17 protein-coding genes and 1 pseudogene are annotated in these 19,037 nt (G+C 64.0%); 12 read left to right on the top strand and 6 right to left on the bottom strand.

Annotation, left to right across the window (positions count from 1 at the left end; translation table 11 throughout):
- Positions 1-188 precede the first annotated feature (188 nt).
- From RM96_RS06535 to nadC, 3 genes are all read left to right on the top strand, one after another.
- The gene (locus tag RM96_RS06535; RefSeq protein WP_039008970.1) at positions 189-1,379 is read left to right on the top strand and encodes a DesA family fatty acid desaturase; all 1,191 of its coding nucleotides are present in this window, start codon (positions 189-191) and stop codon (positions 1,377-1,379) included.
- Between the two features lie 131 nt (positions 1,380-1,510).
- Positions 1,511-2,665, top strand: a complete 1,155-nt coding sequence (gene nadA / locus RM96_RS06530) for a quinolinate synthase NadA (RefSeq protein WP_039008967.1) — start codon at positions 1,511-1,513, stop codon at positions 2,663-2,665.
- Positions 2,662-3,525, top strand: coding sequence for a carboxylating nicotinate-nucleotide diphosphorylase (nadC, locus tag RM96_RS06525; RefSeq protein WP_039008965.1), 864 nt, complete (start codon positions 2,662-2,664; stop codon positions 3,523-3,525). Before nadA ends, nadC begins: the two co-directional genes overlap by 4 nt.
- Before the next feature lie 81 nt (positions 3,526-3,606).
- On the opposite strand, the gene nadB is transcribed toward nadC, so the two are convergent.
- The 4 genes and pseudogenes from nadB to radC form a co-directional block, all read right to left on the bottom strand.
- Entirely contained in the window at positions 3,607-5,199 is a 1,593-nt protein-coding gene (gene nadB / locus RM96_RS06520; protein WP_039008963.1) for an L-aspartate oxidase, read from the bottom strand.
- Between the two features lie 229 nt (positions 5,200-5,428).
- Complete coding sequence (gene rpmG / locus RM96_RS06515) at positions 5,429-5,599, bottom strand: 50S ribosomal protein L33 (RefSeq protein WP_010814980.1); 171 nt, start codon at positions 5,597-5,599, stop codon at positions 5,429-5,431.
- Between the two features lie 13 nt (positions 5,600-5,612).
- Positions 5,613-5,846 carry a 50S ribosomal protein L28 gene (gene rpmB, locus RM96_RS06510; protein ID WP_006575661.1) on the bottom strand — a complete coding sequence of 78 codons (234 nt, stop codon included), beginning with the start codon at positions 5,844-5,846 and terminating at the stop codon, positions 5,613-5,615.
- A gap of 179 nt (positions 5,847-6,025) precedes the next feature.
- Positions 6,026-6,709 (bottom strand): annotated as a pseudogene (gene radC, locus RM96_RS06505) (RadC family protein).
- Positions 6,710-6,824: 115 nt separating this feature from the next.
- Between radC and RM96_RS06500 the strand changes: the two are divergent.
- The 7 genes from RM96_RS06500 to RM96_RS06470 all read left to right on the top strand — a co-directional run bounded on the left by RM96_RS06500 (position 6,825) and on the right by RM96_RS06470 (position 13,961).
- The gene (locus RM96_RS06500; RefSeq protein WP_039008956.1) at positions 6,825-7,313 is read left to right on the top strand and encodes an FKBP-type peptidyl-prolyl cis-trans isomerase; all 489 of its coding nucleotides are present in this window, start codon (positions 6,825-6,827) and stop codon (positions 7,311-7,313) included.
- Positions 7,314-7,341: 28 nt separating this feature from the next.
- On the top strand, positions 7,342-8,307 hold the full coding sequence (ispH, locus tag RM96_RS06495) for a 4-hydroxy-3-methylbut-2-enyl diphosphate reductase (protein WP_039008954.1): 966 nt from the start codon (positions 7,342-7,344) through the stop codon (positions 8,305-8,307).
- 610 nt (positions 8,308-8,917) lie between these two features.
- Positions 8,918-10,117, top strand: coding sequence for a branched-chain amino acid ABC transporter substrate-binding protein (locus RM96_RS06490; protein ID WP_039008952.1), 1,200 nt, complete (start codon positions 8,918-8,920; stop codon positions 10,115-10,117).
- 211 nt (positions 10,118-10,328) lie between these two features.
- The gene (locus tag RM96_RS06485; protein ID WP_039008950.1) at positions 10,329-11,264 is read left to right on the top strand and encodes a branched-chain amino acid ABC transporter permease; all 936 of its coding nucleotides are present in this window, start codon (positions 10,329-10,331) and stop codon (positions 11,262-11,264) included.
- 13 nt (positions 11,265-11,277) lie between these two features.
- Positions 11,278-12,438, top strand: coding sequence for an ABC transporter permease subunit (locus RM96_RS06480; protein ID WP_039008948.1), 1,161 nt, complete (start codon positions 11,278-11,280; stop codon positions 12,436-12,438).
- Between the two features lie 15 nt (positions 12,439-12,453).
- Positions 12,454-13,230 carry an ABC transporter ATP-binding protein gene (locus RM96_RS06475; RefSeq protein WP_039008946.1) on the top strand — a complete coding sequence of 259 codons (777 nt, stop codon included), beginning with the start codon at positions 12,454-12,456 and terminating at the stop codon, positions 13,228-13,230.
- Positions 13,231-13,244: 14 nt separating this feature from the next.
- A complete protein-coding gene (locus RM96_RS06470) occupies positions 13,245-13,961 on the top strand; it encodes an ABC transporter ATP-binding protein (RefSeq protein WP_039008943.1) in 717 nt (238 codons plus the stop codon).
- A 253-nt stretch (positions 13,962-14,214) separates the two neighbouring features.
- Here the strand turns inward: RM96_RS06470 and RM96_RS06465 are convergent, their stop codons facing one another.
- Positions 14,215-15,402, bottom strand: coding sequence for an acetylornithine transaminase (locus RM96_RS06465; RefSeq protein ID WP_039008942.1), 1,188 nt, complete (start codon positions 15,400-15,402; stop codon positions 14,215-14,217).
- Between the two features lie 284 nt (positions 15,403-15,686).
- Positions 15,687-16,751: a CDP-6-deoxy-delta-3,4-glucoseen reductase gene (locus tag RM96_RS06460; RefSeq protein WP_039008940.1), complete on the bottom strand. Its 1,065-nt coding sequence runs from the start codon at positions 16,749-16,751 to the stop codon at positions 15,687-15,689.
- Between the two features lie 9 nt (positions 16,752-16,760).
- Here RM96_RS06460 and RM96_RS06455 point away from each other — a divergent pair, with 9 nt between their 5' ends.
- Positions 16,761-17,738, top strand: coding sequence for an NAD-dependent epimerase/dehydratase family protein (locus tag RM96_RS06455; protein WP_039008938.1), 978 nt, complete (start codon positions 16,761-16,763; stop codon positions 17,736-17,738).
- Positions 17,739-18,049: 311 nt separating this feature from the next.
- On the top strand, positions 18,050-19,036 hold the full coding sequence (locus tag RM96_RS06450) for an ABC transporter substrate-binding protein (protein WP_052279350.1): 987 nt from the start codon (positions 18,050-18,052) through the stop codon (positions 19,034-19,036).
- Position 19,037: the final 1 nt, after the last annotated feature.

Genomic DNA, 19,037 nt, shown 5'->3' with positions numbered 1-19,037 from the left:
TCCCGCCAGCTCCGGCCGGCGCCAGACTCGCGTGCCGGGAGCCCCGACCAGATTCGGGTCCCGTGGCAGGCGCCAAAGATATTAGCAATCACCTGATTTGCAGTCTTTTTTCTGCGCGCCTTTGTGGATTTGTGCGCCGCGCTTTCGCGCCGCACGGGAAAGACCCTGTTTAACCGACGGAGAACAGTTTGTTCGACACTATTCTTGACTGGGCCGCCAACGGCCTTGCCAACTGGTCCTGGTGGGAGATCGTGATCTACACCCTGGTGATGACGCACATCACCATCTCGGGCGTCACGATTTTCCTGCACCGCTGCATGGCGCACCGGTCGCTGGACCTGCACCCGATTGCCCAGCATTTCTTCCGCTTCTGGCTCTGGCTGACCACCGGCATGGTGACCCGCGAGTGGACCGCCATCCACCGCAAGCATCACGCCAAATGCGAAACGGAAGACGATCCGCACAGCCCGCAGACCCGCGGCATCCGCAAGGTGTTGCTGGAAGGCGCCGAGCTATATCGCGAAGAAGCCAAGAACAAGGAAACCGTCGCCAAGTTCGGCCACGGCTGCCCGAATGACTGGATCGAGCGCAACGTGTACTCGCGCTTCGGCTGGCAGGGCGTTGGCCTGATGCTGATCATCGACCTGGCGCTGTTCGGCGTGATCGGCATGACCGTGTGGGCCGTGCAGATGCTGTGGATTCCGATCCACGCAGCCGGCATCATCAATGGCCTTGGCCACTGGTGGGGCTATCGCAACTACGATTGCGAAGACGCTTCGACCAATGTCTCGCCGTGGGGCCTGATCATCGGCGGCGAAGAGCTGCACAACAATCACCACACCTACCCGACGTCGGCCAAGTTCTCGATCAAGTGGTACGAATTCGATGTGGGCTGGGGCTATATCCGCGCGATGCAGGCAGTTGGCCTGGCCAAGGTCAAGAAGACGCCGCCCAAGGCTCGCCTGGTCGAGGCTCGTCCGGTCGATCACAACACGCTGGAAGCGATCATCGCCAACCGCTATGACGTGATGGCCCGCTACGCCAAGGCAGTGAAGGGCGCGTTCCGCCAGGAGCTGGAAAAGCTCAAGGAAGGCCGCGTTGCCGAGTACCGCAGCTTCAAGCCCGCCAGCAAGTGGTTCCACCGCGAAGAGACCAAGCTGGCCGCGCCGCAGCGCGAACAGCTGGCCAGCATCGTCGAGCAGAACAAGGCGCTGGAGACTTTCGTGGAAATGCGTCGCGAACTGGCTGCGATCTGGGGCCGTTCGAACCTGACGCGCGAACAGCTGCTGCAGCAGCTGCAGGCCTGGTGCCACCGCGCCGAGGCCAGCGGCATCCAGGCGCTGCAAGATTTTTCGCTGCGCCTGCGCCGCTACGCCTGATACAATCGGGCCCGCGCCCGAATGGCTTCATAAGGCCCCGCCCATGGCGGGGCTTTTGTTTTAGTTAAACTCCCCAATGTTCTGGCTGGCCGCATGGTTCCACATGGCGGAGGTCAAGAGGAGTACCGGAGATGACCCCACAATCGATCAAGACCGTCGAGTTCGAGAAACCGAACCTGGCGGATGCCGAAAACGCCACTGGAGGCAGCTGCGTGGCCCATGCCTGGGCCAAGGTGCCGCCGGTGCTTTCGCCTGACGAGCGCCAGGCGCTCAAGGCTCGCATCAGGCGCCTACTGAAGGAGCGCAACGCGGTCCTGGTGGCGCACTATTACGTCGATGCCGACCTGCAGGACCTGGCCGAGGAAACCGGCGGATGCGTCTCGGATTCGCTCGAAATGGCGCGCTTTGGCCGCGATCATGAAGCCAGGACGCTGGTGGTTGCCGGCGTGCGCTTCATGGGCGAGACCGCCAAGATCCTGAGCCCCGAAAAGACGGTGCTGATGCCGGACCTCGACGCGACCTGCTCGCTGGATCTCGGTTGCCCGGCCGACGAGTTCGCTGCATTCTGCGATGCCCATCCTGATCGCACGGTGGTGGTGTATGCCAACACCAGCGCGGCGGTGAAAGCACGGGCCGACTGGATGGTGACGTCAAGCATCGGCCTGAAGATCGTCGAGCACCTGCACGCGCAGGGCAAGAAGATCCTGTGGGCGCCGGACAAGCATCTGGGCGGCTATATCCAGAAGCAGACCGGCGCAGACATGCTGCTGTGGCAGGGCTCCTGCCTGGTCCACGACGAGTTCAAGGGCATCGAACTGGATCTGCTGCGTCGGGAATTTCCGAACGCCAGGATCCTGGTGCACCCGGAGTCGCCGGCCAACGTGGTGGCGCAGGCCGACGTGGTCGGATCGACTTCGCAGCTGATCGCAGCCGCCCAGCAGCTCGACGCCAAGGAATTCATCGTGGCGACCGACAACGGCATCCTGCACAAGATGCGGATGGCCGCACCCGGCAAGCACTTCATCGAAGCGCCGACGGCCGGCAACAGTGCCACCTGCAAGAGCTGCGCGCACTGCCCGTGGATGGCGATGAATGCGCTGACCAATCTGGCGGAAGTCCTGGAGACGGGCCGCAACGAGATCCATGTGGATCCGGTGATCGGGCGGCAGGCCGTGACCTGCATCGACCGCATGCTGGATTTCGCCGCCCAGCAGAAGGCCAATGTGCGCCCCGCCGCTGACCTGGCGAAGGAGCAGGCGCTGTTCCAGGGGATCGGCCCGGCATGAGCGTGAATCCCGTTTTCGACAGCTATGGCCCGGCCCTGAAGGCTGCGCTGGAATCCAACGTCAAGGCTGCGATCGCCGAGGACGTTGGCAGCGGTGATTTGACCGGCCTGCTGGTGCCGGCCGGCAAGCGCGCCCAGGCGCGCGTCATGGTGCGCGAGGAATCCGTACTGTGCGGCCAGCCGTGGTTCGAGGCCTGCATGCGCGCAGTCGACCAGCAGCTCGACGTGCGCTGGCTTCAGCAGGAAGGCGCCCGCATGGAGAAGGACTCGGTGGTCTGCGAGATCTCCGGCCCGGCGCGGGCATTGCTGACGGCCGAGCGGCCTTCTCTCAATTTCCTGCAGCTGCTTTCCGGCGTGGCCACGGCCACGCGCCGCTATGCCGACCTGATCGCCGGCACCCGCGCGCGCGTGCTCGATACCCGCAAGACGCTGCCCGGCCTTCGTCTGGCGCAGAAATATGCGGTCAAGATGGGCGGCGGCGAGAACCAGCGCCTGGCACTGTACGACGGCATCCTGATCAAAGAGAACCATATCGCGGCGGCCGGCAGCATCACGGCGGCCATGCGCGCGGCGCAGGCTCTCGGTTCGGACGCACCTGTGCAGATCGAGGTGGAATCGCTGGCGGAGCTGGAAGAAGCCCTGGCTGCGGGTGCGAAATCCATCCTGATCGACAACTTCACCGTGCCAATGATGCATGACGCGGTGAAGATCAATCAGGGAAGGGCGCTGCTGGAAGTGTCTGGCGGGGTGAGCTTCGACACCATCCGTACGTATGCCGAGACCGGCGTGGACCGTATCTCGGTCGGGGCGCTGACCAAGGACGTGCGCGCCACCGACTATTCGCTGCGGATCACGGGCTAGTCCGCGGGCGAGTCCTGACTGCCAGGATCAGACGGGGTGGGGCGAAAGCCGCCACCCCGTTTTGTTTTGTGGCCAGACGGGTTATTTCCGGCGAATGGCGGCCGGCTGGATCACCGTGGGCAGCGCCTTGGGCAGCGAGTCCGGGTAGTCGCGGCTGAAATGCAGGCCCCGGCTTTCCTGGCGCGAATACGCGCTGTCGACGATCAGCGACGCAACCTCGACCAGATTACGCAGCTCGAGCAGGTCGCGCGTGACGCGGAAGTTGGCGTAGTACTCGGTGATTTCCTCGCGCAGCAGCCCGATGCGGTGCTGCGCGCGCTCCAGCCGCTTGCTGGTGCGCACGATGCCGACGTAATTCCACATCATGCGGCGCAGCTCATCCCAGTTGTGCGAGACCACGACTTCCTCGTCGGCATCCGCCACCCGGCTTTCGTCCCAAGCGGGCAGCGTGATGTCGGGCACGCCGGCCTTGTCTTGCGCAGCGATGTCTTCAGCGGCGGCCCGGCCGATCACCATGCATTCCAGCAGCGAGTTCGAAGCCAGGCGGTTGGCACCATGCAGCCCGGTGCAGGCCGTTTCGCCGACCGCGTAGAGATTGCCGAGGTCGGTGCGGCCCGAGGTGTCGGTCACCACGCCGCCGCAGGTGTAGTGCGCGGCCGGCACGACCGGAATCGGCTGGCGCGTGATGTCGATGCCGAGTTCCAGGCAGCGGGCGTGGATGGTAGGGAAGTGTTCCTTCAGGAAGGCTTCAGGCTGGTGCGTGATGTCAAGATAGACGCAATCCAGGCCGCGCTTCTTCATTTCGAAGTCGATCGCGCGTGCGACCACGTCACGCGGCGCCAGTTCGGCGCGCACATCATGCTCCGGCATGAAGCGGGTGCCATCGGGCAGCTTCAGCAGGCCGCCTTCGCCGCGCACCGCTTCGGAGATCAGGAAGGACTTGGCGTACGGGTGGTACAGGCAGGTCGGGTGGAACTGGATGAACTCCATGTTCGAAACGCGGCAGCCTGCCCGCCACGCCATCGCAATGCCGTCGCCGGTCGCGGTGTCCGGGTTGGTGGTGTAGAGATAGACCTTGCCGGCGCCGCCGGCAGCCAGCACGGTGTGGGTGGCCGTGATGGTGCGCACCTCGCCGGTGCTGTCGTCGAGCACATACAAGCCATAGCAGCGGTTGCCCGGCAGCCCGAGCTTGGCGGACGTGATCAGGTCGATCGCAAACTGGTCTTCGAGGATCGTGATGTTCGGGTGATTGCGCGCCTGCTCGGAAAGTGTGCTGACCACCGCATGGCCGGTGGCATCGGCGGCATGGATGATGCGGCGGCGGCTGTGGCCGCCTTCACGCGTCAGGTGGAAGCCGAGCTCGGCCTGCTCGTCCTTGGTGAAGGGCACCCCGCGGTCGATCAGCCACTGGATGGCTTCGCGGCCGTGCTCGACGATGAAGCGCGTTGCACCTTCATCGCACAGGCCGGCGCCCGCAACCAGGGTGTCCTGCGTGTGTTCATCGTGGCTGTCGCCGGAATCCAGCACGGCGGCGATGCCGCCCTGGGCCCAGTCGCTGGCGCCCTGTGTCATGGAGCGCTTGCTGAGGATGACAACCCGGTGGGTGTCGGCCAGTTGCAGCGCGACCGTAAGGCCGGCCAGCCCGCTGCCGACGATGGCGACGTCGAAGTTCATGGTGCAGATAGCGCGGGGGCGCGCATGGCGTGGGGTAAAACGGCAAAGTCTACACCTGAGCGCCGGGGTCCGCATCTACATGGACAGGCTCCTGGGCGCCTATCGCACCGCGGTGACGGGTGGGCGCAGCGCTGTCAGGCCGGGATCACTCCGGTGCCACTGCGGCATGAGGCCGGAAAACAAAAAGCCCCGCGTAGGGCGGGGCTTTTCTGTCGGATACCTTGATCAATTACTTGATCTTGGTTTCCTTGTAAGCGACGTGCTTGCGGGCGACGGGATCGAACTTCATGATCTCCATCTTTTCCGGCATGGTGCGCTTGTTCTTGGTGGTCGTGTAGAAATGACCCGTACCTGCGGTCGATTCCAGCTTGATCTTGTCGCGTCCGCCTTTGCTAGCCATGATGTACTCCTAATTAGACTTCGCCGCGTGCACGCAGGTCGGCGAGCACGGAGTCGATGCCTTTCTTATCGATCAGGCGCAGGCCGGCGTTCGAGACGCGCAGGCTCACCCAGCGGTTTTCGGATTCAACGAAGAAACGACGATTCTGCAGGTTGGGCAGAAAACGGCGCTTGGTCTTGTTGTTTGCGTGGGAAACGTTGTTGCCGACCATCGGCGCTTTCCCGGTCACTTGACAGACGCGTGCCATGAAGCACTCCTAACTCTTCTATTCGTGGACAATGTTCGCAACAGATCAACAAAAGGCGCGCGGGCCCGGACTGCAGCGGTTGAGACTTCAGCAAAACGGGCATTATAGACCGGAAACCATCGGCGAATCAATGCCTTCTGTGCTTTTGCCTTCCTGTTGTTGCTGCCGTGCAGCCGGCATCACAGCGCTGGCCGGAGTTGCTGATGCTCCGCGAACGAGTGGATGGACGTGTCGGCAACGATGAAATGATCGAGCAGCCGCACATCGATCAGTTCCAGCGCGCGCCAGCAATTGTGTCATCTGCAGGTCGCTCGGGCGTGGCGTGGCCACGCCCGAAGGGTGGCTATGCGCCACGATGACCGACGCCGCATTATAGACCAGGGCCTGGCGGGCCACTTCGCGCGGATGGACGCTGGTGTGGGTCAGCGTACCCCGGAACAGCTCTTCGCTGGCGATCAGCCGGTTGCGCGCGTCGAGGAACAGGCACAGGAACACCTCGTGATGCAGCGGCGACAGCGTCAGGCGCAGGTAGCTGCGCACCGCCCCCGGCGAATCGAATCCCTGCGGCAGCCGCAACGACTCCGCCAGCGCCCGCCGCGCCAGTTCGGGGATGGTTAGGATCTGCGCGTACTTGGCAGCACCCATCCCCCGATCGCCAGGAGGGCCGGCGCATCGGCGGCAAACAGCCGGGTCAGCGAGCCGAAACGGGCCATCAGCTCGCGCGCAAGGTCCACGGCATTCTTTCCGGCGGCGGCCACGCGCAGGAACACGGCCAGCAATTCGGCGTCTGACAGGGCGGCGGCGCCACACTCGAGCAGTTTCTCGCGGGGCCGCTCGCAGGGCGGCCAGTCGGTGATGGTCATGGTTCGGGATTCCGGGGTGGCAGCGTCGGCTCGCCAGGCGTATTCGGGCATGGCCGGGCAGGGCGCTGGATGGTCCAGTCGAATACAATATGGGTTGTTCCCCGGTTGATCACCCATGAATTTGCAAACTTTTGCGTCGGAATCCGACGGCGGCACGGCTGGCCGCAAGACAGTCCAGGCAGACTCCTTCCTGACGCTTCACTACAGCATCTCCCTCGAAAACGGCACCGAAGTCGTCAGCACGTTCGAGGAAAAGCCTGCCACGCTGCTGCTGGGCCAGGACCAGTTCGCGCCTACACTGGAGCAGGCACTGCTCGGCATGCCCGAGGGTGAGCGCATGACGTATCGGCTGGCGCCGGAGCAGGCCTTCGGTCCGCGCAATCCCGAACTGCTGCAGTGGGTGTCGCTCGCGACGCTGCGCGAGAACAGCTCGTTCGAGGAAGATTACAGCCCGGGCGACCTGGTCGAATTCAATGCGCCGGGCGGCGGCAAGTATGCCGGCGTCCTCAAGGAGATCGGCGAGACCGCAGCGCTGTTCGACTTCAACCATCCGCTGGCCGGGCAGACCATCCTGTTCGACGTGCAGCTGATCGGTATTCTCTGATTGCGCGCCTTTGCCCTGACATTGCAGCATGCCTGACCTGACCACCGCACCCGACGCCGAGATCCTGATGGCGCAGCCGCGCGGCTTCTGCGCCGGCGTCGACCGCGCCATCGAGATCGTCGAACGTGCGCTCGCGCGCTTTGGCGCCCCTATCTACGTTCGCCACGAGATTGTTCACAACGCCTACGTCGTCGCCGACCTGCGCCGCAAGGGCGCGGTGTTCGTGCATGGACTGGACGAGGTACCGGCCGGCGCCACCGTCATCTTCAGCGCCCACGGTGTCTCCAGGGAGGTGCGCGCCGATGCTGCCTCGCGTGGCCTGAACGTGTTTGACGCAACCTGCCCGCTGGTGACCAAGGTGCATGTCGAAGTCGGCAAGATGCGCGCCGAGGGCTGCGAAATCGTGATGATCGGCCACCGCGGTCACCCCGAAGTCGAGGGCACCATGGGCCAGGCCGAGGGTGGCATGCTGCTGGTGGAATCCGTGGCGGACGTGGCTCGCCTGGAAGTTTCCGATCCCACGCAGCTGGCCTACGTGACACAGACGACGTTGTCGGTCGATGAAACACTTGAGATCGTGGCCGCGTTGAAGGCGCGATTCCCGCTGATCCGCGAGCCGAAGAAGCAGGACATCTGCTACGCGACGCAGAACCGGCAGGATGCCGTCAAGTTCATGGCGCCCAAGGTCGAAGTGGTGATCGTGGTGGGCAGCCCGAACAGCTCGAACTCGAACCGCCTGCGCGAGCTGGCGGCGCGGCTCGGCGTGCCGGCCTACATGGTCGACGCACCGGAACAGGTGCGCCCGGAGTGGGTTGCCGGCAAGCGCCGCATCGGCCTGACGGCCGGCGCCTCGGCGCCGGAAGAGCTGGCGCAAGCCATTGTAGAGCGCCTGCGCGCGCTGGGTGCCAGCCACGTTCGCGCCCTCGAAGGCATCGAGGAAAACATGGCCTTCCCGCTCCCGCGGGGTCTGCAGGCCGCCAGCGCCACCGCCTGACTTTCCTCTCCGTGGCGCCCCGTCCGGCGGCGCCCGCTTCCACGCTTTATCCCCTGTCCCTGCGCCGGCGAGCAGCTGTCGCCGTTGTGCGCTATATGACACTCGCTGCCTGGGAATAATCTCAGAAGTCTGCCCAATTAGTACCACCATAATGCACGCCGATGGTGCGCCCAATAACGTGCCTGTCCATGCAACAAGACAAATAGGGGTAATCCCCCGGACTGGGGTTTTCCCTATTATGGTGCGGCGCTACATTCTGCACATTAGAGATCGGTGCATAAGTATTGAAATGAAACACCTAATTAATAGACAGCGATTATGGGTGACGCCGGCAGAGCTTATTCTGGCGCAGAGGAGGCTCAGGCACGATTCTTGTAAGCATAGGAGACTGCCCTGCTGTATGGGCGGGAATTGCCCCAATCCGTGCATTGGGGAAATTCCCTAGCTCATTTGACGGGTAAATCGTTAAAGATGTTGCGTCGCATATTGCATCTGCAAAGAAAGGGGATACAATGCGCGCGTTTCAAATTGAAACTAAACAAAGGCGGTCCAGGGAAACGCCCGGGAGGCGTTGCAAATCCCTGTTTTTGTGAATCCTAGGAGATCACTCATGCAAATCACGTTTGCCAAGATTCTGCCGATCGCGGCCGCAGTGGCGCTGGTTGCAGCTTGCGGCAAGAAGGAAGAGAAGCCGGCCGAGTCGGCATCGGCACCCGCGGCTGCCACCGCCCCTGCAGGCGGCGGCGAAGTCGTCGTCAAGATCGGTCACGTGGCACCGCTCACCGGCGGCATTGCGCACCTTGGCAAGGACAACGAAAACGGCGCCCGCCTGGCCGTGGAAGAAGTCAACAAGACCGGCCTGGAAATCGGTGGCAAGAAGATCAAGCTGGAGCTGGTCGGCGAAGACGACGCCGCCGATCCGAAGACGGGTACCGCCGTGGCGCAGAAGCTGGTCGATTCCAAGGTGGTTGCGGTGGTCGGCCACCTGAACTCGGGCACCTCTATCCCGGCCTCGAAGATCTACAGCGATGCCGGCATCGTCCAGATCTCGCCGTCCGCGACCAACCCGGACTACACCAAGCAAGGCTTCAAGACCACGTACCGCGTGGTGGCCACCGATGCCCAGCAGGGCCCGGCACTGGCCAACTACGCGGCCAAGACCCTGCACGCTAAGAGCGTGGCCATCGTCGACGATGCCACCGCATACGGCAAGGGCCTGGCCGACGAGTTCGAGAAGACTTCCAAGGCAGCCGGCGTGAATGTGGTCGCGCGTGAAGCCACCAACGACAAGGCGACTGACTTCAAGGCCATTCTGACCAAGATCAAGGGCAAGAAGCCTGACGTCATCATGTACGGCGGCATGGACGCCACCGGCGGCCCGTTCGCCAAGCAGGCCAAGGAACTTGGCATTCCCGCCAAGATCGTAGGCGGCGACGGCGTCTGTACGGACAAGGTGGCCGAGCTGGCCGGCGACGCCGTGTCGAACATCATCTGCTCGGAGGCTGGCCTGGCGCTGTCGAAGATGGAGAAGGGCGCCGACTTCGAGAAGAAGTATCAGGCTCGCTTCAATGCCCCGGTGCAGATTTACGCCCCGTTCACGTATGACGCGGTGATGGTCATCGTCGACGCCATGAAGCGCGCTAACTCGACCGAGCCGGCCGCTATCCTGGCCGAGATGCCCAAGACCAACTACAAGGGACTGATCGGCAACATTGCCTTCGACGAGAAGGGCGACATGAAGGAAGGCACCATCACCCTGTACGAGTACAAGGACAAGAAGAAGTCCGTGCTTGACATCGTGAAGATGTAATCCGGGCTTACCCGCCCTTATGTATGGACGGCACCGTGAGTACCTTGCGGTGCCGTTATTTTTAGCCTAGCCATATGTAATAGCGCCCTTACCATGGGCGGAACGCGGCAGGCCGCTTACCAGCAACCACCTCACCCACCACCCATAAACACCAACGCCCACCCTGGCATCTACACCATGCCGAGCGGTCGGGGCAGAAGCAGGAGTTTTCATGGATATCCTTATCCAGCAGATCGTGAACGGCCTGGTGATTGGCAGCATCTATGCGCTGATCGCACTGGGCTACACCATGGTCTACGGTATTCTCGGCATCATCAACTTCGCCCATGGCGACGTACTGATGATCGGCGCGCTGACCGCCCTGTCAGCCATCCTTGGTCTGCAGAAAATTGCCCCGGGGCTGCCCGAATGGCTGACGCTGGTCATCGCCACGCTGGTCGCCATGCCCGTCTGCGCCATGCTTTCGTTCACGATTGAGCGGGCCGCCTACCGACCGCTGCGCAATGCGCCGCGGCTGGCCCCGCTGATTACCGCGATCGGCGTTTCCATCATCCTGCAGACAGTGGGGATGATGATCTGGTCGCGCAATCCGCTGACCTTCCCGCAACTGCTGCCTTCCGCACCGATCGATATCGGCACGACCGGCGCCACCATCACCGGCAAGGAGATCGTGATCATCGCCATGGCAGTGCTGGTGATGGGCGGCCTGCTGCTGCTGGTCAACCGCACCAAACTCGGCCGCGCAATGCGCGCCACCGCCGAGAACCAGAAGGTGGCCGGCCTGATGGGCGTCAACCCGAATTTCGTGATCTCCGCCACCTTCATGATCGGCGGCGCGATGGCCGCGCTGGCTGGCGTGATGATGGCTACCAACTACGGCAACGCCCACTTCTACATGGGTTTCATCCCGGGGCTGAAGGCGTTTACCGCCGCAGTGCTTGGCGGCATCGGCAATCTGGCCGGCGCCATGATCGGCGGCATGCTGCTTGGCCTGATCGAAGCACTGGGCGCCGGCTACATCGGCGACCTTACCGGCGGCATCTTTGGCTCCAACTACCAGGATGTGTTTGCCTTCATCGTGCTGATCACGGTTCTGGTGTTCCGTCCGTCCGGCCTGATGGGCGAACGTGTTGCCGAGCGCGCCTGAGGAGAGAGAATCCATGAATACCCCGATTCCATCCACGGCGGCGGTTGCAGCACCGTCCAGAGTACCGGCCAAGACCCTGGCCGCGCTGCTGTCCTTCCTGGTGGTCGCCATGTGCGCGCCGTTCATCGTGCAGACGCTGGGCGGCAATTACTGGGTGCGCGTGCTCGACTTTGCAATGCTGTACATCATGCTGGCGCTTGGCCTGAACATCGTGGTGGGCTTTGCCGGCCTGCTCGACCTGGGCTATATCGCGTTCTACGCGGTGGGCGCCTATCTGATGGCCTTGCTGGGCTCGCCCCATCTGGCCAACCAGTTCGAGGCGATCCACGCCCTGTTCCCGCACGGGTTGCACCTGAGCATGTGGTTTGTGCTGCCAATCGCGTTGCTGGTGGCAGCCACGTTCGGCGTGCTGCTTGGCGCACCGACGCTCAAGTTGCGCGGCGACTACCTGGCCATCGTGACGCTGGGCTTCGGCGAGATCATCCGTATCTTCATGAACAACCTTGACCGTCCGGTGAACATCACCAACGGCCCGAAGGGCGTCACCGCGATCGACCCGGTCCATATCTTCGGCTTCGACTTTTCCAAGACTCACGAGATCTTTGGGCTCAAGTTCACGCCGGTGTTCATGTACTACTACCTGCTGGTCGCGCTGGTGATCGTCATCGTGTTCGTCTGCCTGCGCCTGCAGAACTCGCGTATCGGCCGCGCCTTTGTGGCGATTCGCGAAGATGAGATCGCCGCCAAGGCGATGGGCATCAACACCCGCAACATCAAGCTGCTGGCCTTCGCCATGGGCGCCTCCTTTGGTGGCTCCTCTGGTGCCGTGTTCGGCGCTTTTCAGGGTTTCGTCTCGCCCGAATCGTTCACGCTGTGGGAGTCCATCTACGTGCTGGCGATCGTGGTGCTGGGTGGCATTGGCCATATCCCGGGCGTGATCCTGGGCGGCATCCTGCTGGTCGGCTTCCAGGAACTGCTACGCGCGGTGGCCGAACCGGTCCAGCACGCCATCTTCGGTCATGTAGTGATCGATGCCGAAGTGCTGCGCCAGCTGCTGTTCGGCCTGGCCATGGTGGTGGTGATGCTGTACCGCCCGGCCGGCTTGTGGCCGTCGCCGCGCAAGGAAGACCGGCCGGTGGCGCGCCGTGCTGCCGCCAGCGTGGGCCGTTTCTAATCAGGAGGACGAAAGATGAGCAATGACAACTTCCTCCTGTCGGTACAGGGGGTCAACAAGCGCTTCGGCGGGTTGCAGGCCTTGTCGGAAGTAGGCCTGCAGATCAAGCCGGGCGAGATCTATGGCCTGATCGGGCCGAATGGCGCCGGCAAGACCACCTTCTTCAATGTGATCACGGGCCTGTACACACCGGACTCTGGCGAGTTCGTGCTGGACAGTAAGCCGTACCAGCCCACCGCGGTGCATGAAGTGGCCAAGGCCGGCATCGCCCGCACCTTCCAGAACATCCGCCTGTTCGGCGACATGACCGCGCTGGAGAACGTGATGGTGGGGCGCCACGTGCGCACCAAGGCCAATCTGCTGGGCGCGGTGTTTCGCCCGCCCTCGGTGCGGCGCGAAGAAGAGGCCATCGAGGACATGGCGCACGACCTGCTCGACTATGTCGGCATCGGCAAGTACGCCAACTTCACCTCGCGCAATCTCTCCTATGGCCACCAGCGACGGCTCGAGATTGCCCGCGCGCTGGCTACCGAGCCCAAGCTGCTGGCGCTGGACGAGCCCGCGGCCGGCATGAACGCCACCGAGAAGGTCGAGCTGCGCGGTCTGCTCGACAAGATCCGCTCGGACGGCAAGACCATCCTGCTGATCGAGCACGACGTGAAGCTGGTGATGGGCCTTTGCAATCGCATGACCGTGCTCGACTACGGCAAAGTCATCGCGCAGGGCCTGCCGCATGATGTCCAGAACAACCCCGCGGTGATCGAGGCCTACCTCGGCACTACGGCCCACTGACGGGGGAGCTGCAGATGAAAGACACAGTATTGAAGATCTCGGGCCTGAAGGTCGCTTATGGTGGCATCCAGGCGGTCAAGGGCATCGACCTCGAAATCAAGGACGGCGAGCTGGTCACGCTGATCGGCGCCAACGGCGCGGGCAAGACCACCACTATGAAGGCCATCACCGGCCTGCAGGGCTGGGGCGGCGGCGATGTCGAGTACATGGGCAAGTCCATCAAGGGCGTACCCAGCTATGCGCTGCTAAAGCACGGCATGGCGATGGTGCCGGAAGGCCGCGGCGTGTTCGCCCGCATGACCATCACCGAAAATCTGCAGATGGGCGCCTACACGCGCAACGACGAAGCCGGCATCAAGGCTGACGTCGACCGCATGTTCGGCATCTTCCCGCGCCTGAAAGAGCGTGCCAACCAGCTGGCCGGCACCATGTCCGGCGGCGAGCAGCAGATGCTGGCGATGGCGCGCGCGTTGATGAGCCAGCCGAAACTGCTGTTGCTGGACGAGCCTTCGATGGGCCTCTCGCCGATCATGGTCGAGAAGATCTTCGAGGTCGTGCGCGACATCTCGGCGCAAGGCGTGACCGTGCTGCTGGTGGAGCAGAACGCGCGCCTGGCACTGCAGGCCGCGCATCGTGGCTACGTGATGGAGTCCGGCCTGATCACCATGAGTGGCGAGGCCAAGCAGATGCTGGACGATCCGAAGGTGCGGGCCGCCTACCTGGGCGAGTAAGCTCCAAAGCCATTCGAACTAGCCTAAGCAATGTGTTCTCCCTCTCCCCTCAGGGGGAGAGGGTTGGGGAGAGGGGTGGTCTAGCAAGGAGTCACAGAGAGCGAGGCCAACTGTTTTTACCCATAGACCTCAGCCTTTGACGCTCCTGCCCTCTCCCCCGGCCCCTCTCCCGCAAGCGGGAGAGGGGAGCAAACCTGCAGCATGCAGTGTTTGCCAGCAGCCCTGAAGCCTCGCTCTCGCGAGGCTTTTTTCGTCAGGCCAGCTTCTTCAGCAGCGTGCGCAGCATGCCGGTCATCTGGTCGATCTCTTCGCGCGTCACGTTCAGTGCGGGCATGAAACGCAGCAGGTTGGGGCGCGGCGCGTTCAGCAGCAGACCGTGCGGGCCCATGTCGCGCGCTTCTTCCACCAGTTGCGGGCCGATGTCCTTGTCCAGCAGCAGCGCGCGCAGCAGACCTTCACCGCGCTCACCGCCCAGGCCGAATTCGGACGACAGCGCCAGCAGCTGCTCGCGCAGGTAAGCGCCCTTGGCCTTCACGTCGTCCAGGAAGCCGGGTGCCGTCAGCTGCTCGATCACCGAGCTGCCGACTGCCGTCATCAGCGGGTTGCCGTTGTAGGTGCCGCCCTGGTCGCCGGCCTCGAAGCTGGCGACTTCCGCCTTGCACAGCAAGGCCGACAGCGGCACGCCGCCGCCGATGCCCTTGCCCAGCGTCATGATGTCCGGCTCCACGCCCGACAGCTCGTAGGCGAACAGCGTGCCGCAGCGGCCGCAACCGGACTGCACTTCATCCACGATAAACAGCAGCTTGTGCTTGTCGGCCAGCGCGCGCAGGCCTTGCATGAATTCGCGCGTGGCGGGAATCACGCCGCCTTCGCCCTGCACCGGCTCCAGCATGATGCCGACAGTCTTGTCGGTGATCAGCTTTTCCACCGAGGCCAGGTCGTTCAGCTCGGCCTTGGGGAAGCCCGGCACCTGCGGCGCGAAGATGGTGTCCCAGCCGGCCTTGCCCGATGCGCTCATGGTGGCGAGCGTGCGGCCATGGAAGCTGTGGTCCATGGTGATGATCTCGTAGGCGCCGTTCTTGTGCTTGCGGCCCCATTTGCGCGCCAGCTTGATCGCGCCTTCGTTGGCCTCGGCGCCGCTGTTGGCGAAGAAGACCTTGTCGAAGCAGCTGTTGTCGGTCAGCTGCCCGGCCAGCTTGAGCATCGGCTCGTTGTAGAAGGCCGGGCTCGGGTTGATCAGCTTGTGCGACTGCGCGGTCAGCGCGTCGATCATGCCCTGGTTGGAGTGGCCCAGGCTGTTGACTGCCCAGCCCTGCACGAAGTCCAGGTATCGCTTGCCGTTGTGATCCGTCAGCCAGGAGCCCTTGCCCTCGGTGAAGACGAGTTCGGGCCGGTTGGTGATGTACATCAGGGATTGGACGGGATACTCAGCAAATGCCATGGCGGACTCCAGGGGTCGGCTTTAAACGATGGACGGACGGGCGCAAAACCGGAACAAAAAACAAAAAGCCACGGGGGTTGCCCGTGGCTTGTTGACCTGAACAGACGCTGTCGACGGTCAGCCGCGCGGCACCCTGGTGGGGAGCGACGTACGGAAGCTGCGTCGGATCAAGGTCGTGTTCATGCGGGCAAATATAAGGCGCATGGGCCCGGGTGTCAAAACGAATTTTGGCGGACCCGGGCATTGTTGTGCGGACGGAACGGCTGGGAAGCGAGGCGGCCCGGTCAGGCCGCCGGTGCCGAACCGGCCGGGTGCATGTCCGCTTCGGACGTGAACGAATCGGCGAAGAATGCGTCCTCGTGCAGCTTGCACTGCTTCGTGAAGTCACTGCGGGCGGCGTTGATCATCACCGGCGCGCCGCAGGCGTAGACCTCGTGGCCCGACAGGTCCGGATAGTCGGCCATCACGGCCTGGTGGACGAAGCCGGTGCGGCCTTGCCAGTTGTCTTCCGGCAGCGCATCGGACACGACCGGCACGTACTTGAAGTTGGGCAGGTCGCGCGCCCACTGCTCGCACAGCGCGTGCATGTACAGGTCGTGCGGACGGCGGCCGCCCCAGTACAGCGTCATCGGGCGCTGGATGCCGGTATAGGCGGCATGTTCGACGATGGCCTTGATCGGCGCGAAACCGGTTCCGGAGGCCAGCAGGACGATCGGCGCCTCGGACTCTTCGCGCAGGAAGAAGCTGCCGAGCGGGCCTTCGAAGCGCAGGATGTCGCGCTCCTTCATCGCCGCCACGCCTTCCTTGGCGCCGAACACGTAGTCGGTGAACGCGCCGCCAGGCATATGGCGGATGTGCAGCTCAATCGGGCCTTCCTCATGCGGGGCCGTCGCGATCGAGTAGCTGCGGCGCTTGCCGTCGCGCAGCAGGAATTCCACGTACTGGCCGGCCAGGTATTGCATGCGCTCGGTGGCCGGCAGCTGCAGGCGGACCGAGATCACGTCGTCGGCCAGCCGCTCCATGGTGGCTACGCGGCAGGGCACCTTCTTGATGGGGATGTCACCGGCGCCATGCACCTCGCGGCATTCGATGGTGATATCGGTGCCGGCGTTGGCGCAGCAGAACAGGGCGCGGCCTTCGGCTTTTTCCTGCGCGGTCAGGGCCGCAGGAGCGTGATCGCCCTGTACGATGGTGCCTTCCAGCACGCGGCCCTTGCACGAGCCGCAGGCGCCGTTCTTGCAGCCGTACGGCAGGCCGATGCTGTGACGCAGCGCTGCGCCGAGAATGGTTTCATCGGCGGCCACTTCGAACTTGTGGCCGCTGGGCATGACGGTTACTTGATAAGCCATAATTAGTCTATGAGCCAAATTCTGTCGCCGCTTCAGGCATCACGCCGCCCGGGCCCTGCTGCTCGGCTGGGCCGCCCGCGCCTGCTGATCGTGGGTTGCGGGGATGTGGGGACGCGGTGCCTGCGAATCCTGTCGGCGCGCATGCGTATTTTTGCCGTGACCTCGCAGCCTGCACGGCGCGCGGCATTGCGCGAGGCCGGCGCGGTGCCGCTGGTCGCCGACCTCGACCGGCCTGCCACGCTGGCGCGCCTGCGAGGCCTGGCTGACCGGGTGCTGGACCTGGCGCCTCCTCCCGCGAAGGGCGAGGACGATCCGCGCACGCGTGCCTTGCTCGCCGCACTGCGCCGCGCGGCCTGGCGCCGCGCCAGGTCACAGGCGGGCAAGCCCGTCATTCTACCTGAGCGGAACAGGCCCCGCGCTGCGTTTGTCTATGCCAGCACCTCGGGCGTCTATGGCGACCGCGGCGGTGCCCGCGTGGCGGAATTTGCCGCCGTGCGGCCGCAGACCGGCCGGGCGCGGCGGCGTGTGGCGGCAGAGCGCGCGGTACGCGAGTTCGGGCGCCACGGGGGCTGGCGTGCCAGCATCGTGCGCATTCCGGGCATCTACGCCGAGGACCGCCTGCCGCTGGCGCGGCTCACCAAACGCACGCCGGCACTGGCGCCGCAGGACGACGTCTACACCAGCCATATCCACGCCGACGACCTCGCCCGCACCATGATCGCGGCACTGTTCCGTGGCCGGCCCCAGCGCGTTGTCCACGCCAGCGACGACACCGAGCTGCGCATGGCCGACTATTTCGATCTGGTTGCCGACCGCCGCGGCCTGCCGCGCCCGCCGCGCATCTCCCGCCACCAGGCCCGCGAAGTGCTGGAGCCGACGCTCCTGAGCTTTATGAGCGAATCGCGCCGGCTCGACAACCAGCGGCTCAAGCGCGAACTGCGCCTGCGGCTGCGCTATCCCACCGTCTCCTCCTTCTTCGACGCCTGAACGGCTGCACCCGTGCCGCGGCAATGCCCGGCACGGTCCTTGCGCCCGGAGATCGCCGTCAGAACCTGTCTATACAGGAAAGCGGGAGATTGCACCGATGGTGCACTATCGGCGCCTTCCCGGTGCAGGCATATAAATGTGAGCCACCGAAAAAGCGCATTATCATTGCGCTAAGCGGCGATTCATCCTCATCTTTTGCCTAGTGCAACTACTGCATTGACTTGTATATACAGGCTTGTTAAATTGCCCCGGAACCGAGCGGCGCCACACGCATGGCGCGGCCACGACCGACACACCAAAGGAGCCGACAGATGAGGATTCACAGCCGTATTGCTGGTCAGACCGCAGTGCGTGCGGCCCGCGCGTCACTGGCCGCAGTCGCCATTGCCGCCGCCGCAACCGGGACCGCCCATGCCCAGAACACGCCCGTGACGCTTGGCATGAGCGGCTGGACCGGGTTTGCGCCGCTCACGCTGGCCGACAAGGCAGGGATCTTCAAGAAGCATGGCGTCGACGTCGACATCAAGATGATTCCTCAGAAGGACCGCCACCTCGCGCTGGCCTCCGGCGCGATCCAGTGCGCGGCTACGACGGTCGAGACGCACGTGGCCTGGAACGCCAACGGCGTGCCCATCACCCAGATCGTGCAGCTCGACAAGTCCTATGGCGCCGACGGCCTGGCCGTGCGCGCGGACGTCAAGAGCTTTGCCGACCTCAAGGGCAAGACCATCGGCGTCGATGCGCCGGGCACCGCGCCTTACTTCGGCCTGGCCTGGATGCTCAAGAAGAACGGCATGACTCTGAAGGACGTCAAGACCACCACGTTGTCGCCGCAGGCCGCCGCGCAGGCGTTCGTTGCCGGCCAGAACGACGGCGCCATGACCTACGAGCCGTACCTGTCGACGGTCCGCCAGAATCCGGACAAGGGCAAGATCCTCGCCACCACGCTCGACTACCCGATGGTGACCGACACGCTGGGCTGCGCACCCAAGTGGCTGAAGGACAATCCGAAGGCCGCCCAGGCGCTGGTCGACAGCTACTTCGAAGCGCTGGAGATGATTCGCAAGGAACCGGAGAAGGCCAACGACATCATGGGCGCGGCCGTCAAGCAGACCGGCGAGCAGTTCGCCAGGTCGTCCGCCTACCTGCGCTGGCAGGACCGCGAGGCCAACCGCAAGTTCTTTTCCGGCGAACTCGCCAGCTTCAGCAAGGAAGCGGCGGGCGTGCTGCTGGACATCGGCGTAATCCGCCAGGTGCCCGACGTGACGGCGCTGTATGACGCGCGTTTCCTGAAGTAAG

The organism is Cupriavidus sp. IDO (assembly GCF_000812465.1).
In the GTDB taxonomy this organism is placed as follows: domain Bacteria; phylum Pseudomonadota; class Gammaproteobacteria; order Burkholderiales; family Burkholderiaceae; genus Cupriavidus.
Note: the sequence above shows the minus strand (reverse complement) of the source record. Positions and strands in the feature narration are given on the sequence as shown.